General features: G+C 42.1%; 11 protein-coding genes and 1 pseudogene. 6 read left to right on the forward strand and 6 right to left on the reverse strand.

Features of this window, described 5'->3' with window-relative positions:
- Positions 1 to 25 precede the first annotated feature (25 nt).
- From WKK05_RS08325 to WKK05_RS08345, 5 genes are all read left to right on the forward strand, one after another.
- Positions 26 to 187, forward strand: a complete 162-nt coding sequence (locus tag WKK05_RS08325; protein ID WP_341529278.1) for a hypothetical protein — start codon at positions 26 to 28, stop codon at positions 185 to 187.
- Between the two features lie 41 nt (positions 188 to 228).
- Positions 229 to 1,455, forward strand: a complete 1,227-nt coding sequence (locus WKK05_RS08330) for an acyl-CoA dehydrogenase family protein (RefSeq protein ID WP_341529279.1) — start codon at positions 229 to 231, stop codon at positions 1,453 to 1,455.
- Between the two features lie 294 nt (positions 1,456 to 1,749).
- The gene (locus WKK05_RS08335) at positions 1,750 to 2,571 is read left to right on the forward strand and encodes a class I SAM-dependent methyltransferase (protein WP_341529280.1); all 822 of its coding nucleotides are present in this window, start codon (positions 1,750 to 1,752) and stop codon (positions 2,569 to 2,571) included.
- A gap of 171 nt (positions 2,572 to 2,742) precedes the next feature.
- A complete protein-coding gene (locus tag WKK05_RS08340; protein WP_341529281.1) occupies positions 2,743 to 3,849 on the forward strand; it encodes an aliphatic sulfonate ABC transporter substrate-binding protein in 1,107 nt (368 codons plus the stop codon).
- A gap of 60 nt (positions 3,850 to 3,909) precedes the next feature.
- Entirely contained in the window at positions 3,910 to 4,773 is an 864-nt protein-coding gene (locus tag WKK05_RS08345) for a TauD/TfdA family dioxygenase (RefSeq protein ID WP_341529282.1), read from the forward strand.
- Here WKK05_RS08345 and WKK05_RS08350 read toward each other — a convergent pair.
- The gene (locus tag WKK05_RS08350) at positions 4,770 to 4,961 is read right to left on the reverse strand and encodes a hypothetical protein (RefSeq protein ID WP_341529283.1); all 192 of its coding nucleotides are present in this window, start codon (positions 4,959 to 4,961) and stop codon (positions 4,770 to 4,772) included. The genes WKK05_RS08345 and WKK05_RS08350 overlap by 4 nt on opposite strands.
- A 138-nt stretch (positions 4,962 to 5,099) precedes the next feature.
- On the opposite strand from WKK05_RS08350, the gene WKK05_RS08355 reads away from it, so the two are divergent.
- Positions 5,100 to 6,164, forward strand: a complete 1,065-nt coding sequence (locus WKK05_RS08355; protein ID WP_341529284.1) for a sulfonate ABC transporter substrate-binding protein — start codon at positions 5,100 to 5,102, stop codon at positions 6,162 to 6,164.
- Between the two features lie 52 nt (positions 6,165 to 6,216).
- Here the strand turns inward: WKK05_RS08355 and WKK05_RS08360 are convergent, their stop codons facing one another.
- The 5 genes and pseudogenes from WKK05_RS08360 to WKK05_RS08380 form a co-directional block, all read right to left on the reverse strand.
- Entirely contained in the window at positions 6,217 to 11,022 is a 4,806-nt protein-coding gene (locus tag WKK05_RS08360) for a PAS domain S-box protein (RefSeq protein WP_341529285.1), read from the reverse strand.
- Between the two features lie 11 nt (positions 11,023 to 11,033).
- Positions 11,034 to 11,267 carry a helix-turn-helix transcriptional regulator gene (locus WKK05_RS08365; RefSeq protein ID WP_341529286.1) on the reverse strand — a complete coding sequence of 78 codons (234 nt, stop codon included), beginning with the start codon at positions 11,265 to 11,267 and terminating at the stop codon, positions 11,034 to 11,036.
- A 324-nt stretch (positions 11,268 to 11,591) separates the two neighbouring features.
- On the reverse strand, positions 11,592 to 15,815 hold the full coding sequence (locus WKK05_RS08370; RefSeq protein ID WP_341529287.1) for a chemotaxis protein CheB: 4,224 nt from the start codon (positions 15,813 to 15,815) through the stop codon (positions 11,592 to 11,594).
- Positions 15,816 to 15,947: 132 nt separating this feature from the next.
- A pseudogene (locus tag WKK05_RS08375) lies at positions 15,948 to 16,044 on the reverse strand (RNA-binding protein); the annotation flags it as partial.
- Between the two features lie 156 nt (positions 16,045 to 16,200).
- Positions 16,201 to 16,659 (reverse strand): hypothetical protein, encoded by a 459-nt coding sequence (locus WKK05_RS08380; protein ID WP_341529288.1) that lies wholly within the window; start codon positions 16,657 to 16,659, stop codon positions 16,201 to 16,203.
- Positions 16,660 to 17,406: the final 747 nt, after the last annotated feature.

A 17,406-nucleotide genomic window follows, 5' to 3' on the forward strand; every position in this document is an offset into this window, starting at 1 on the left:
ATTGAGAAAAACTTATACCAATTCAATGAATGATTGCAACACATCCTTGGGTGAAGACGCGATGAATCGCGTCTCTACAAATGGTTTATTTGTCACATTCTTTTTTCAAATTGGTATTAATTATCCATGCCCCATGCCCCATGACCAATACAACGTTCCATGTTCCATTTCCTCTGTTCACTTGTAGGGTGGGCAAAACCCACTCTACATTTCTGATAAATTCTGCCTTTGATTGCTCCCCACTGCCTAGAAAATACCAAGGATGATTTGATTATGGTGCTAGATATTACAAAACCAAAAGACTATATAGACCTAGCAGCTTCTTTATCCAAGGAACTTGCTCAATCGGCAGTTGCACGGGATGCTGAAGCTGGAGTTCCAGAAGAGGAAATTAAGAAACTGCGTGAAAGTGGCTTGCTGCCATTGATTGTACCTAAGCAATATGGTGGGATTGGGGCAACTTGGATAGATGCTTTAAAAATCGTCAGAAAGTTATCAAAAGCTGATGGATCAATTGGCCAATTGTATGGAAATCATTTGAATTTGACAGCTTTAGGTCATGTTTCTGGTACGGCAGCCCAAAAAGAAAAATATTATAGAGAAACTGCTAAAAATAACTTATTTTGGGCAAACGCTATCAATACACGAGACACACGGCTGAAAATTACTCCAGAAGGCGAGAATTTTCGAGTTAATGGTATAAAAAGTTTTGGTACAGGTATTTCTGTTGCAGATTTGCGGGTATTTTCCGCTGTGCAAGATGGCGTAGAGTTACCATTTATATTTGTTATTCCTAAAGACAGGGAAGGGCTAATCTCTAATCAAGATTGGGATAATATTGGGCAACGTCGTACTGATAGCGGCAGTTATAGATTTAACAATGTCTTAGTTGAGAAAGATGAGATTTTAGGGCCTACCGACCCTCCTAATAATGCCTTTTCAACCTTTCTCGGTATTATTGCACAGTTAACCAAAGTCAATGTATACCTGGGAATTACTAAAGGGGCTTTCGCCGCAGCACGTGAGTATACCAAAACTACTACTCGACCGTGGATTACATCAGGGGTAGAAAGTGCGACTCAAGACCCATATATTCTGCATCATTACGGTGATTTTTGGGTGGAGATTCAAGCAGCAGTTGCTTTAGCTGACCAAGCAGCCCAGAAAGTGCAAGCAGCATGGGACAAAGATATAGCACTCTCACCTGAAGAGAGAGGAGAAGTAGCGATCGCAGTTTCTGCCGCCAAAGTATTAGCTACACGAGTAGGTATAGATATTACCAATCGCATCTTTGAAGTTACCGGAACCCGTGCTACAGCAACCAAATATGGGTTTGACCGTTACTGGCGGGATTTGCGAACCTTTACCCTCCATGATCCAATAGACTACAAACTGCGAGCGATCGGTGATTGGGTGCTGAATAATGAGTTACCTACTATCACCCAATATTCATAGAGATGAGGGAGCAGTGGGAAAAACAATTAATACCCAATCCCCAATCCCCAATACTTAAGCTGTCTACTCACTAGCTTGTAAGGTAGACATTTAATTATGTCTATCTTACTTACCTAAAGTCAGAAGAAATTTGATGATGGTACAACTACCGGAAGTTCAAGATATCCAAAATTACCTAGTAATTGCAGCTGCTTTATCCCAGGAATTGGCTCAAACTGTTTTTTAAATTCTGACTTTCTTAATTACGAATTACGAACTACGAATTACGAATTACGAATTACGAATTATCGACTTATGACTCAACTAAAAACACTTCCTACCTATGATCCAACCTTATTTGAAGGAGCCGCAGAAGGCTACGCTCAATATAGAACTAAATACCCACCTGCTGTATTCGATAAACTAGGCGAAATATTTAATCTCAATGGTCAAGGACGACTCCTTGATTTGGGTACTGGCCCAGGATTAATTTCAATTCCTTTACGAACTAAATTTGAGGAAGTTGTTGCTATTGATCCAGATCCAGATATGCTCAAAGAAGCTCAACGGCAAGCAGCAGCAGTTGGAGCAAATAATATTACTTGGTTAGAACAAGGGGCAGAGTTAATCGACTCTAGTTTAGGGAAATTTAGGTTAGCTACAATTGGTAGAGCCTTCCACTGGATGGAACGCGAACTAGTGCTTGAACGCCTTTATGAATTGCTTACTGATGATGGTGGTTTAGCACTGCTCAACACTGGTGATAACCCTTGGGATAGCGCTCTCCCTTGGAAGCAAGCTGCTCTTGGAGTAGTCAAAAAATGGTTAGGCGATCGCCGACGGACTGGACAACGTGGCGAAGGTACTCGTAAGCCTGTCGATCCTCCCCATGAAGTTGTAATTGCCAATTCAGCTTTTGCTCGTCAAGAAGTGTATGAAGTAGCCTTTGAAAAATCTTGGACAGTTGATAGCTATCTTGGCTATTTATACACTACAGCCTTCTCTCTCAAGATTTTCTATGGCGATAATGCTCCAGTATTTGAAAAGGATCTTAAAGAAGCATTACTGGCTGTTGAGCCATCTGGACATTTTACAGAAGAACTCAAAGCTTCAATATTAGTTGCTTGGAAGCACTAAGAAAATTGAATCTTCCACTAGCACGGCTTGGAGTGGAAAAATAACCACTCCACTTCCTTTTTGTTTCCTTCTAAGCGATGTAATCTTATTGCCTCGATTCACCATAGGGTGGGTACTACTCACCCTAATTCCTAAATTAACACTTTTAAAAAAGCATAAATACAACAACTCATGCCAGCTTTAAAACCAAAGTTTGAATTCAGAAAAAGCCAGAGAATAACACGCCGTTCTTTACTGTTTGCTCTAGGCTACTGCTTAATCTTATCGACTGCTCTATCAAGTTGTGGTCAAACAAAAAATAATAGTCAACAGTCAGCAACTTCAACAGGTACAGAATCTTCATCTAGCACTACAGAGAAGCAAAGTAATAACCAAGTAGTAAGAATTGTACGGTCAAAGCAACTATCTGCTCTAGCAGTTTTAGAAAAGCAAGGTTCTTTAGAAAAACGATTAGAGCCTCTCGGTTTTAAAGTACAGTGGGCTGAGTTTGCTGCTGGCCCCCAACAGCTAGAAGCTCTAAATGCAAATGGACTTGATATTGCATCTACAGCAGAGTCCCCTCCTGTATTTTCACAAGCAGCAGGAGCGCCTCTGGTTTATTTATCTACTACACAACCTAGTGGAAAATCAATTTCACTTTTAGTTCCTGTCAACTCTCCGATTAAAACTGTTGCTGATTTGAAAGGTAAAAAAGTAGCTTTCCAGAAAGCCTCTATTGGTCACTACCTGTTAGTTAAAGCTTTAGAAGGAGCAGGATTGAAACTGAGCGATGTCCAATCAGTTTTTTTAGCACCGGCAGACGCAAATGCGGCATTCAGTCAGAACAAAGTGGATGCTTGGTTTATTTGGGAGCCATTCGCAACCAGAAATGAACAAAAGAAAGTAGGCCGTGTCCTAGTAGATGGGGGTAAGTTGCGAGATACTGGCAATTTTTATTCCACCTCACGTCAGTTTTATCAGGCGCACCCTGATGTGATCAAAGTGTTTTTAGAGGAGCTGGAAAAGGCAGAAATCTGGACTAAAGATCATCCCAAAGAAGTAGCACAACTCCTGGCTCCTGTAACTCAGCTAGATCCACCAACTCTAGAAACAATGCACAGTAAATATGACTATGGACTGTTACCGATTACCGAGAAAGTTATCAATAAGCAACAAGAAGTTGCTGACAAGTGGTACAGCTTAGGACTTATTCCCAAGAAGGTGAATGTTAGAGACGGATTTTTGACACCTGAAGAGTATGCAAAAATTACTCCCTCAGAGGTGTTAGCTAATAAGTAGTCTGCAATCTGTTCCCTGTTTTAAGCCAGCAATTTTGAAAATTTTGAGTAATTAGTTATTATGCCTACTTTGACTTTGACAGAGTTTAAAATCACTCCCACGGATGGGCCGTTAGGATCTGTAGTTACAGGATTGGATGCTAGCCGAGCTGTTGCACCTGAAGTGATTTTAAAACTTAAGCAAGCACTGCGCGATCGCCACATCTTAATTTTTAAAGACCAACAACTCACCGATGAACAGTTGTTGAACTTTGCATTTTACTTCGGTGACCTCTTTGTACCACCAGAAGATGTTCCAGTTTTGGCTTCGGAACCGGGAGTGACACCAGTAGTGATTCCGATTTCCAACGTTGATGGTGGTTATACTGGCACTGGCGAGTTAGCGTTTCATTCTGATCATCATTGGACTCCTAAGCCTTCTAGCGGCTCGTTGCTCTATGCATTGGAAGTACCTGCTCAAGGTGGAGACACCTATTGGTTGAATCTCAATTTGGCTTATGAAACCTTAGACGATGCAACCAAAGAACGAATTGCAGACTTGCAGCTGATAACTTATAATCCGTTTTTACGTGACCGGAATGCCCCTCGCTCTAAATACCGTCTTGACCGCAATATTCCCTTAATCAGCCCTGTTTTCCCTCATCCTCTAGTGCGAACGCATCCTGAAAGCGGCAAGAAGATTCTCTATTTAGACTATGCAACTGAAGTTGAAATTGTCGGTCTAGAGCCGGAAGAAGGAGCAGAACTGATTGAGCAGTTGCGTCAACATCTGAATCAGCCCCAGTTTTACTACCAACACAAATGGTCTGTGGGCGATATTGTCTATTGGGATAATCAAGCTACTCTGCATTATCGTCAAGCATTTGATCCGAATGAACGGCGGGTAATGCGGCGCGTTAGCCTTGCAGGTAGCCGTCCTTTTTAGGCTTTAAAGAGTGTTGCTAGCCGCTTGCCCTTAATAATCACATATCTCTCTAATACCATTTTCAAAAATCTTTGCAACCCATGAATCGGCTGTAGGGGCGTCATACGCCTCATTGGTGTCAACTTAACGCGAAATGGGCGGTTAGAAACCGCGTCTACACAAACAAAACCCACCTTCGTGGGTTTCAAACCATTAATTTTCCATTAGTCCGCGCAGGCGGACTTGGTTTGTATAGCCGCGAATTCTATTCGCCAGGGCTTAAGTTGACACGTATGCATACGCCTCTACTCCAGTCTTTAAACTTAAATTGCCTCAAGTAAAAGCAAATGTTTACAAGTTCCCTTAAAAAAAAGCTGACAGTCATTAATAAAGTGGCATTATGCATAATGCCAAGTTTTATAGTTTTATCTACTACTTTAATAAGTTGCACTTCAACCAATCCTAAAGCAGATACAGTAGCTACAAAAACCATTACTTTTAAAACAAAACTAGTCAGAATGGGGTATCAAAGCTCTGGTGATTTGGTTAGGGTCAGGGGAGTTTTAGAAAAACGTTTGGAACCCTTGGGTATAAAAGTACAGTGGGCGCAATTTGCTCAAGGGCCGCAACTTATGGAAGCAATGAACGTCGGTAAAATTGATATTGGTTCAGTAGGTGAGACTCCTCCCATTTTTGCCCAAGCTGCTGGTGCTAGAATTGTTTATCTTGCTGGTAGAAGATTGACTCCTACTTCTGGTGCAGGCAGCGCTATTGTTGTTCCTAAAGGTTCTCCTATTAAAACTCTAGCTGATATCAAAGGTCAAAAAGTAGTTTTTCAAAAAGGTTCTGCTTCTCACTATTTTATCATTCAAGCTTTGAAAGAAGTAGGTTTGAAATACAGTGATATTCAAGTCTTGAGTATGCCCAATGTTGAAGCCCGTGGTGCTTTTATTCAAGGAACTATTCCAGTTTGGGTTACTGGTGATCCTCACTTAGCTTTGGTGGAAAAACTACACGGTGCGCGTGTGCTGCGAGATGCCAAAAATATCGGTACTCCAGGTGGATACTATATAGGAACACGAGAATTTTCTAAGGATAATCCTGAATTAGTTCGGATCATCTTGGAAGAGATTGATAAAAATGGTCAATGGGCAGAATCAAATCGTAAAGAGGTTGCTAAGTTAATTGCACCGATACTCAAGATTGATCTGCCGATTCAAGAGATAATTTCTAGTCGCTCTAATAATCGATTAAAAGGAATTACACCAGAATTGATGAAAGACCAACAGCGAATTGCTGATTTATTTTATGAGGAACAAATTCTACCCAAAAAGATTGATGTTCAGGAAGCATTACTGACACCTAAAGAATATGCAGCTATTACTCCACCAACACTGATAAGCGAAAAATAAGTTTTTGGGGTGAGTCCGTTACTCGTCCTTTTTTATGACGCAAGATGAGAATTTATCTATTTTCAGCTTGAATTAAATTAGCGATCGCTTCTACTAATTCGGCTGGCTCTACTGGTTTAGCAAGATGCTTGTGAAATCCTGCTTGTAGTACCTGCTTCTGGTTCATTTCGCCAGCATAGGCAGTAAGAGCGATCGCTGGAATTTGCCCTCCCTGTTCTGGCGGTAGGTTTCTCACCTGTCGGATTAGCATACATCCATCCACGTCCGGCATCCCCACGTCACTTAACAGTATATCTGGTAAGGAATTGCTCAAAGCAACTAGTGCCTCATTTGCTGAAGCCACTGCTGTCACATTTGCTCCATACTGCTCTAGCAGAAAAACGACGAATTCTCGTGTATCTGCATCATCATCCACCACTAAAACCTTGACAGAATTTAAATTTGATGGTGTTGAAGATTCACTACTATCTTGTTGAATTTCTGAGTTATCTTGAATCAGCGGTAATCTCACAGTAAAAGTTGCCCCCTGACCTTCGCCCAAGCTTTCTACCTGGATTGTCCCGCCGTGCAGTTCAACTAAGTGACGGGCGATCGCCAACCCTAACCCCAGTCCACCAAACTTTCTGGTAGAGGTACTATTCTCTTGGCGAAAGTAATCAAATACATAAGGCAGAAAGTTGGGGTCAATACCTTTACCTGTGTCGCTAACTATGATTTGGGCATAGGGCATAGCGCGTAGGGCATTGAGACTGCTGTTAGCGGTAACGGGGCGTTTAGCCGGTGCTGAGTTAAGAGTTATTTTCTCTTCCTTGTCCCCCTTGTCCCAATCCCCAGTCCCCAATCCCCAGTCCCCAGCTCCCAATCCCCTCTCCAACCGAATCTCCACCTGTCCCCCTTCGGGTGTAAACTTAACCGCGTTTGAGAGTAGGTTCCAGACGATTTGTTGCAATCGACCAGAATCACCCAAAACTTGCCCCAGATTTGGTTCTAGCATTGTGTGCAGGGCAATTGATTTAGCCTCTGCTGATAAACGTACCGTTTCCATTGCTGCCGAAATCACACCTGTCAAATCAACTGGACAGATATTCAGGCTGAGTTTGCCTTGAAGAATTCGGGAGATATCTAATAAATCTTCAATTAGTTGCGCTTGTAACTGAGCATTTCGCTCGATGGTCTTCAGCGCGTAAGGAATTGTCTTTTCATCAAGTTTTTTGGTTTGAAGTAGCTTTGACCATCCGAGAATTGGGCTGAGTGGCGATCGCAATTCATGGGAGAGGACTGCGAGAAACTCATCTTTAATGCGGTTGGCGGTTTCTGCTGCTTCCCGTGCAGTTTGCTCTGCCTCATATAGACGAGAGCGTTCCATTGCTTGAGCGCATTGCTGTGCCATGGCCAGAATAAAGGCTCGGTCATCCTGGTTAAACTCCTGAATTTCGGCGAATGCTAGAGACATTCCGCCTACGGCTCGTCCCTCGATCATCAAGGGAATCGAAATCCAAGCGCCGTAGTTATACTGAGCGTACTCCTTAGCCAGATGTGAGTAATGAGCAACCCTTGTTGTCGTCGGCTCTTGCCAGATAGGCTCTCCGGTACGTACTGCCTCTGCTAGGGGTGCGGATGTATCAATAGAGAATCGCCGCCATAAATCTACCGTTTCCTCTTGATAACCGACAGCACGGACAATTTCCAGCTCAGTCCCATTGTTAGTCACAACTGCTAATAAAGCAGAACTAGCATTCAAAGCTGCCATACTTTGCTCAACCATTACCTCAGCAACCTGCGTCGGAGTCAGAGATTCCGAAAGGGCAGCGGTAATAGCTTGCAGACGTGCAGTGCGAGCCGCAGACTTTTCAGCAACTTGTTGCGATCGCTGTGCTTCTATGTAAAGCCGTGCATTATCAACAGCTACAGCAGCGCGGCGAGCCAGTTCTTCGCCTAACATCAGGCTTTCTGTATTGTAGTAGCGATCAGAAGAAGATACTAAAGTCATTGCTCCTAGCACCCGTCCACGGACTATCAGCGGAATACCCATGCCAGACTTAGGATTTAGCTGTTGCAATACTTTGAGATGACTGGCATTAGAGGTTGCTGCTTCTATCTGCTCATTAGGGATAAAATGAGTAATTTGTGAGTTGCCTGTTCGTAATATCTGAGCAATTCCTTCAAGTCGCGCTAAATCAGGCGGATAATTTTGTAACTCTTCTACCAATTCTTGTTTTGCTGGCTCAGCATGGGCTGCTGCAACCCGGCGAACTGATTGATTTTCACAAATAATATCAACTACGCACCAGTCAGCCATTTCAGGCACTACTAAATGCGCCAATCCAGTTAAGGTTGTCTCATAGTCCAATGATGAAGCTAAAATCTCACTAGCTTGGGCGAGAAAGTGCTGTCTCTCCTCTACTCGCTTGCGCTCAGTAATATCCCGTGAAGATGCTTGAATCTCCACAATTTCCCCAGTTTGAGGATTGCGAATGGCTCGAACAGTTGCTTCTAGCCAGATATAGTGTCCTTGCTTGTGACAAGCCCGATGGGTAACAGTATAAATATCTGGTAAATCAGTATTAACTGGTTGGTTCTGAGCCATCTGTGCTAAATCGTCTGGGTGAACTAACTCACTACTGTGATGACCTATTAGTTCTTCTGGTTGATACCCTAGTAGTGTGTTGCAGGCTGGTGAGATGTACGAAAGTATGCCATCGACTGTGTGACGTGAAATAATATCAGTCGAGTTTTCAGCCAGCAGCCGAAAACCTGCTTCACTCTCTTTTAGTGCTGCCTCTGACTGCTTACGTACATTAATATTGCGGAAATAAAGCGCTAACCCTGTGGGTGAAGGATAGGCACGTACAGCAAACCATGCATCAAAGGGTGGATAATAATCTTCCAGCTCAAGCGGCACTCCCTCAAGAACTGCCCTTTGATAAAGCTGACCAAAGCTTGTAACAGCTAGTTCAGGAAACTCTTGCCAGAGATTCTTTCCTAGCAGTTCCTCTGGGGAACGTCCTAGAGTTCTACTGCCTTCGTGATTGAGGTAAGTGAAGCGCCACTCGCGATCAAAGGCAAGAAAGCCGTCAGTGATACTCTCTAAAATCTGAGTAGTTTGCTCTCTGGCTGTCTCCGCCTCAATTCGAGCCAGCCGTTCGCGCTCAAGTAGCTGCTCACGTTCTGCCTCAACTTGCTTACGTTCAGTAATGTCTACGCACATACCCACCCATTCGCGGATATCGCCGATTTTGTCGTCAATTATTGGCACGCCGCGGATAGTCAAGTAGCGGTATTCGCCGTCATACCGCCGGACACGATATTCCGCAACTGCAACACTATGGGTAGAAAATGCGTGTCTCCAAATTGCCGCCACAGATGTTCGGTCGTCTGGGTGTATTGCGTCAACCCAACCCCATCCTCTATATTCTTCCGGTATTTGTCCGGTAAACGCTTGCCAAGTAGGGATGTCTTCAATAACGTTTCCCCAAGGTGCTGCTGTCCAGACTATGGATGCGCTAGCCTCTGCCAGGGAGCGGTAGCGTGCCTCATTAAGGCGTAAGTTTTCTTCGGCTTGCTTGTAATCACTAATATCTAAAATGCTGACTAGTACTTGCTCATATCCAGTTTCCTGTTGAGGGAAAGTAATTGTAAATATTACTTGTCGTTGCTCACCTTGGAGCGTTTTCACAATAGTTTCTGACTCAAAGTAGTGACGCCCCTCAGCTAGGGCGACCATTTCTTCAAGAAACACTTTTGAGGTTTCTGGAACAAAAATATTAGCAAGGGAGGCGTAAATTTCATCCTTAGTTTGAGCGCCAAACATTTTGAGAGTTTGCTGGTTGACATCTCGAATTTTCACCAGCTTAATTGCTTTCTGCACTAAGTCGGGGCGATCGCTCAGATAATTTCGTAAATCTGTAACCCCTTGCGCTTTCAACTCATCAATTAAATCTTTGACAGCCGTAAAATCTTCTTCCCAAATTGATACACCTGCGGTTTCAAAAATCCGGCGGTATTTTTCTTCTCTTTCTCCCAGTAACAACTCTGTTCGCTGCTGCTCCATGAATTGAGCAATTTGAGTAGTGATCGCTGCGATCGTTTGCGGCAAATCACAGTCAGACTCTGGAATTTGGTCACCCCAAAATTCGATGACACCTAAGATTTTATTGCCTAGCTGAATTGGAAATCCTATAACAGCTGGAGATTCCCCTTCTGTGAGTTCTTTTATCCAAACAGGTTGATCACTTGTCCAAACCCGACGAGGAAGCATCTCATCTAAAGCTAAGGTTGTACGCCCATTGAATGCTGGGAAATTCTCTATTCTCAAAGAGGATGAATACCAAGTACTTATGCAGCGCAGAACATTAGCTTGATGGTCTACACTCCAAATAACCCCAGCTTGCCATCCTAAACTTTCACATAAGGATTGTAAAATATTAGGAAAAATATTGTTAAAAGTAGTAGCTTCAGCAAAAAGCCGAGTAACGGCAGACTGTGCAGTTAAAAGTTTTTGAGTGCGTTGACGCTGTGTAATATCTCTAATTAATATTGATACACCATTTAGCGAAGGATAGACGTAGCTTTCTAACCAACGATGCCATTTTGGATACAAGTATTCAAAATGCACTGTTACTTGCTCTGCAACAGCTCGGTGCATCTCTGTGTAAACTATGCTGTTAACTGTTTCAGGAAACAACTCCCAAATACTTCTACCTAAGAAGTCTTCTTTATTCATCCCGGCTAGTTCAGCTAGCTTGTCATTAACAAAGGTATAGCGCCATTGACCATCCAATGTGACAAAAGCGTCGCTGATATTAGCTAAGACTTGTTCTATATCTTTGGGAATAGTTGCCCGGACTTCAGCAGTCACAGTTTCAGCTCCTATGCTTGAAAGTATTTGGCCAAAAGCGCCTTACCGGGTTCTCCCATCTGGTGTAGTAACTCTTGAATCTGTCTCATAGCAAGTGGTGAAGGTTGCGTCCGTCCATTTTCCCACCGATTGATACTGTGAAACGAAACTCCTAGCATAACTGCCAGCTTTACCTGGGAAAGGTTAAGGGACTGCCGAGTTTCACGAACCAACTGGGCAGCCCTCGGCTGTTGGATTGCAAGCATAAGGTTAATATTTTAATTTTCTCTTAGATTATGGAATATAGCATCTGCTATAGCTGTGACTGCATCTATCCAGGGTTAGAGAAGGGGGTAGAGGGGCAGGGAGCAGGGAGTAGGGGAGAAAAATGATTAATTTTCAGTACATAGTTACAAACTACAAAAATCTAGGCAATTCTAGTTCAAATGACAGCGATTGCTTGGGACATCGCGCCCCGTTCTTGTAGAAAATATTTACATACATACATATTCTCGCCATCGTTTCCCAGGCAACGAAGCTGTACACCGGAAACTTCACCCCAGGGGCCAGTGACTCGCCCTACTATAGCGTCAGGTAGCTGTCCCTCGTCTAGCTAAGTTGGCAACCACAAATACCAATTGGGTTAGCTCAACGGGTTTAGGAATGTGCATTTGAAAACCTGCTTCCCTAGATTCTTGGATATCAGTAGTACTGATATACCCTGTCATTGCTGCTGCGGGAATTTGTCCCCCAGCCTCAGCACTCAGAGAGCGCACTCGCCGGATCAAGGTATAGCCATCTTGGTTCGACATCCCAACGTCAGACAATAGCACATCATACAACCCTGGTTGGCTTGTAAGTATTGAGAATGCTTCATCAGCGGATGCGGCAGCAGTTACTTCAGCCCCGTGATTTTGTAGCATCATCTTCGTTAACTCACATATAGCGGCATCATCATCTACAACAAGTATGTGCAAACCTTCCAGGGAAGGAATGTTATCAACGGCTATTTCCGCGTCGCCAGAAATATATATCACCTCTGGATCACAAGCGCTAAAATCCCTCTCAAGATTGGTGTTCAGTGGTAGCTCAACGATGATAGTTGTCCCTAAGTTTGCACCTGGACTTTCTGCCTTAACCTTGCCGCCATGAAGTTCGACTAGATAACGCACAAGGGACAGCCCTATGCCCAGTCCTTGATTAGCACGAGTTTTGCTACTGTCAGCCTGACGAAACCGCTCAAAGATATAAGGGAGAAAGTCATTAGTTATACCAATACCTGTGTCACTAACTCGAATCTGGGCTTGGGAATCAACTTGCTCCAGTGTGACAACTATACTTCCCCCAGAAGGAGTAAATTTGATGGCATTAGAAAACAAATTCCAGATTACCTGCTGCAAGCGCAACCCATCTCCAAGTACCTTTCCAATCACGGGTTGCAGGTGGCATTCAATTTGAATATTTTTCGCTTCTGCCGATAATCTGACTATCTCAAGGGCTGCCTCAATCACAGAGCCTAGATCAATTGGACAAATATTCAGACGGAGTTGACCAGTAGTAATGCGCGAGATATCTAGAAGATCCTCAATCATTTGGATTTGCGCTTTAGCACTACGCCCAATCATGTCAATTGCACGATTCATTTGAGCGGGATCAAAGTTTTGTTCCTGGAGTAAATCAGACCATCCCAAAATACTTTGGAGGGGGTTGCGGAGTTCGTGGGATAAAGTAGATAAAAACTCATCCTTAATTCGGTTAGATTTCTCCGCTTCCAAGCGGGCTGACTGCTCTTTAACCAATAGCTGGGTGCGTTCTTCCTCAAACAACTTCTGCTGTGTAATGTCATGAAGTGCCAGCAGAATCATTTGCTGATTTCCTGGTTGTAAAATTCTATAACCATTGAGCAATATAGTCTTTTGCCCAATTTTTTCCAAGTTAAAGCAAAGCTCAAAACTTTCAACCTGAGTGTTATGAGTGAGGATTTCTGACAGAATAGATCGTAGTTGGGGAATATTCCACTGACCGTTTCCTAGCTCAAAAATTATTTGCTGTTCTGTTTGGGCGGGTGTTACCTGAAAAATTTGATAAAAAGCCCGATTGCTTTTGATAACTCGTAAGTCAGCATTGAGAACGACTAAAGGCTCTGGCACAGTTTCCACAACAGCTTCGGCATAATCAAGAGCAGCTTGCAACTGCTTTTTACTGCGTTTGAGGGCATCTATGTCCATCAACACCATCACCACGCCATCAATATGATTTTCTGTAGTTCTGTAAGGTCGAATTCGCAGATTATACCAACGTCCTTCTTGGTCTTGCGCCTCCAGTTCTTTAACAGTTAAAGTGTCAATCACCTCAATGAACAATGACTCTAAATTAGGAACGTCAATAGTGGAGCGGATATCACTCAGTAGTCGTCCCACATCTGTAGGAATCAGATTTAGTAAACGCTGTGCTGTTGGCGTGAAACGCCGAATCCGTAAATCGTTGCTCAGTATGAGAATAGGAATATTCACACTACTGAGTATATTCAACAGGTCATTATTGACCTTGTGTAATTCGAGATTGCGACTTTGCAATTCTTGATTAGTTGTATGTAATTCTTCGTTGGTTGCTTGTACCTCTTCTTTGGCTGTTTGCAACTCTTCATTAGTGCTTTGTAATTCCTCATTGCTGGAGAGGATTTCTTCATTCGCCACCTTCAGGTGTTGAGTGGTGGACTCATGCTCCTGACTAATCAATTGCAAATATTCTTGAGTTACAGCAAGTTCTTGCTTGGTGGCTGCTAGTTCTTGTTGGAGTCGGAGTATTTCCTCGCTACCTAGTTGTTCTACATTTCCAGGTGTGATGGTCACTTGTGCATTTGTTGGAGCAGGTACATCTTCAAATAAAACAAGAAAGCAGTGAGTTTCCACGGAATCAGGTTGAAACGGAATCACCTCAATGCTGACTTTCCTAGACGACTCGCTCCCTTCCATCTGTAGCTGTTCCTTTCTCACAGGAACATTCTGCCTTTTTGCCTGATGAATCGCAGTACGCAACTCTTCCAGCAGTCCTTTTCGTGCCATTTTGAACAAATTAAAACTGGGATCTCCAGGGGCGGGTCTCAGATAGGGACTGGTTTCCCCTCGAAATTGCAGAATGTCCATATTGTCGTTAATCATCACGCCAACTGGGGCATAACGATTCAAAAGAATCTGGTCAGCCTGTTTATTTAAGTCAGTAATATCCCAAATTTTATGACTCATAGACTTATCAGCAGCTATTTTCGCTACAGGGTAGTTGCTGCTGGCAAAGTTAAAGTTAAGTGGAGTGGGTATTAATTTTTTGGTATAAATATTGTTTTTTCTGTCTGCTAAAGTAAATAAGTTGGAAAATTCTCCTGCACTTTCGGCGATACCTAACATCAAAAACCCAGTGGGCTTGAGACTGTAATGAAAAATGGGCATTACCTGCTTTTGCAAAACAGATTCAAAGTAAATCAGGACATTACGACAACTAATGAGATCCAGATTGGAAAATGGCGGTTCACTGATGAAGTTTTGTTTAGCAAAAATACAAAGTTCCCGAATCGGCTTGCTGATTTGATAGCCGCTCTCTACTTGATTAAAGAAGCGTCTTAGCCGTTCTGGTGAGACATCAACTATTTGGTTTGGTTTGTAGATACCTAAGCGGGCTTTTTCAATTGCTGTCTCATTAATGTCTGTCGCAAAAATTTGAATAGCCCGTTTGGGAAGCACATTCTCCAAAAATTCCATTAAAGAAATAGCAATTGAATAAACCTCCTCCCCCGTTGCACAGCCTGATACCCAGATCCGAATTGGCTCATCAACTGATTTCCCCTTAGCGATCGCCGGAAATACTCGCTCTTTCAAAGCTTGATAAGCTTCCGGGTCACGGAAAAAACTGGTGACACTGATTAAGACTTCGTGGTAAAGTGCTTGCACTTCATCTGGATGATTTTGCAGATATTGCACGTAATCTTCTAGACTTTCCAAGTTATACAGCACCATCCGCCGCGCAATTCGTCGGTTTAAAGTCGTTTGCTTATAATGCGTAAAGTCAACACCATTGGTAGTTAACAGCATTGCAAAGATTGCCGGCAAAGCAGTCTCACTTTTAGAGAGTGGCTCAACTGTTTGTGAAGAAATCGGACGGGTAACGTTAGGATGACGAGCAATAAGAGCTAGTTCCTCAGCAATTTTTTGTGGTGGGAGAATAAAGTCCACATCACCAGTAGCAATAGCAGTATTCGGCATATCACTGAATTGTGCCGATGATTCACACTGAGCAAAGGTGATGCCGCCAGCCGCCTTAATTGCTTCTGATCCTTGTGCGCCGTCTCCATCACTTCCAGATAGGACAACACTGATGGCTTTGCTTCCTCTTTCTGCTGCCAACGAAGTAAAAAAAGCATCAGCAGGCATATATTTCCCATGAATTTTCTCACGGGCTTTGAGTTGCAGCACCCCTTGAGCCAGCGTCATCTTCGTGTTCGGCGCAATAACATATACCTGGTTCGGTTCTACAAACATCCCATTCTGCGCTTCACGGACGGGCATCTGGGTCTCCCTCGCCAGAATCTCACTTAGCAGGCTCTCCTGATTTGGATCTAAGTGCTGAATCAGTACAAATGCCATTCCAGTGTCAATGGGTAAATGATTCAGTAGCTGCGTAAATGCTTCCAATCCTCCCGCAGATGCGGCAATTCCGACTATAGGAAATAATTCATCACTTTTATCTTGCTGCTTCTGTGTCGATGGTTCAACAGCAATAGAATCCGATGGTAATGGCTCAGAAGATTGATGAGAGTTCATTGTATTAGGGAATACAATGTTAGAAAATTTAACTTTCTCTTGTATTCAATAGTTTTACCGCTAGTGTAGCAGAGTTTTTCTCCTAACTTACATTCCCAATTATTTTAGCTTTACTTTAAGGCTCTAACCCATCTATTCAGTGCCTCTTAATCCTAATTGCTGCAATTTCTTTAGTGTCCGTTTCCATTTCTACAACTGCAAAGCCTCTCTTTTCACCAGTTTTCTGGTTCTACTAATTCTCTATGAGCCTGCATAGAGTAAAGCTTGGTAAAACAGAGCTTCAAGGATGAAATCATAACTGGTCAAAGAGAAGATTAGCTCAGAAGATAATTGGGCTAATTCATGTTGAACTCGCTGACGCAGTTAATTTGGATTTGATAAACTTTCACCTTTTCTTCGTGCCATTCACCTCAGTACCAGAAAGCTCCAAAGATAGGACTTCAGCATTTGGTTTAAATAAAACAGAAGAATTAGTAATACAAGGTGTATTTATTAATCCTTGGCGCTTCCATTCAGGATATATGTAATTTTGCAACCAACAGGTAAGCTCCGAAGAATACTTGTTACTTATCTTATTTAATAGCGTTAGCGCACTATTTTTAGATAAAAAATTAAATTCTTCCCCATATAATTCTAGTGGAAAACCAAGATTTTTCACAAGATTTTCATATTCAATTATTTCTGGATTTATTTGCTGTTCCCAACAATAGTTAATTAGAGAAAAACCTGCAATACTTAAATCGAAAGTATCATCAGCAAATATAAAAGTTTCACCGTCTTTATTTGATTCGTAATCAATAGGTAACCAGAAATCTATACAAAAAAACTGATAATTATTAGACATAAGTTAAGCTATTTTTAATAAATATCCTATTGCTTTAACATTTTCTAGGCTAACAAATTCAAGTAAATTTGCTTTACATAGAATCATACTAACCAAAATTGTAGCAATGCTTAGAATCTCAGCTATGTAAAACATTAGTTAAAAATTTATCAGTTTCTAGATTAGTAGAATTCTATATAATCATTGGCTTTCATATCAGACTTAAGATAGGAGAATGAATGCGAAATTAAACCTTTTAAATTGTAATCAAACTTTCTATTTTGAAATAAACAGCTTGATTCCATACTGTTAAAAACAGTACCACTATGCCTATTGTCCTCTTTATCTATCTAAAGGAGTAAACTGAAAGGCTTTATCTAGCTTTTAAGTTCTTTTTTATACATAATATAAAAAAGATTAAAAAATGCAGATGCAGGTAGAGGTAAATCTTAGTCAACAAGCTACCGAAGCGGCATAAAAGCATCCAGTCTTTTAGGCTCTTTTTTTACTCTCAATACGGTATTATTGGAACTTAGATAAAAAACACGGATAAAATAGTCTCAAATATATATACACAAAGGCTTTAACATCTTTTTGCCTATTTTCTTGATATATCTGGGTTTCAGGCTTTTTTAGGCATTTCGCGTATTTTCTTTGCTATGCATGGGTTTGAGGCTTATTTCTTTATCAAAAATGTTTAAATACCGCAAGAAATTTTAGTTTCTGTTAGAAAAGAAAAACTCAAAACTTTTTTAAATCACAGTTTCA

Origin of the sequence: Nostoc sp. UHCC 0302, from assembly GCF_038096175.1 — a bacterium.
In the GTDB taxonomy this organism is placed as follows: domain Bacteria; phylum Cyanobacteriota; class Cyanobacteriia; order Cyanobacteriales; family Nostocaceae; genus UHCC-0302.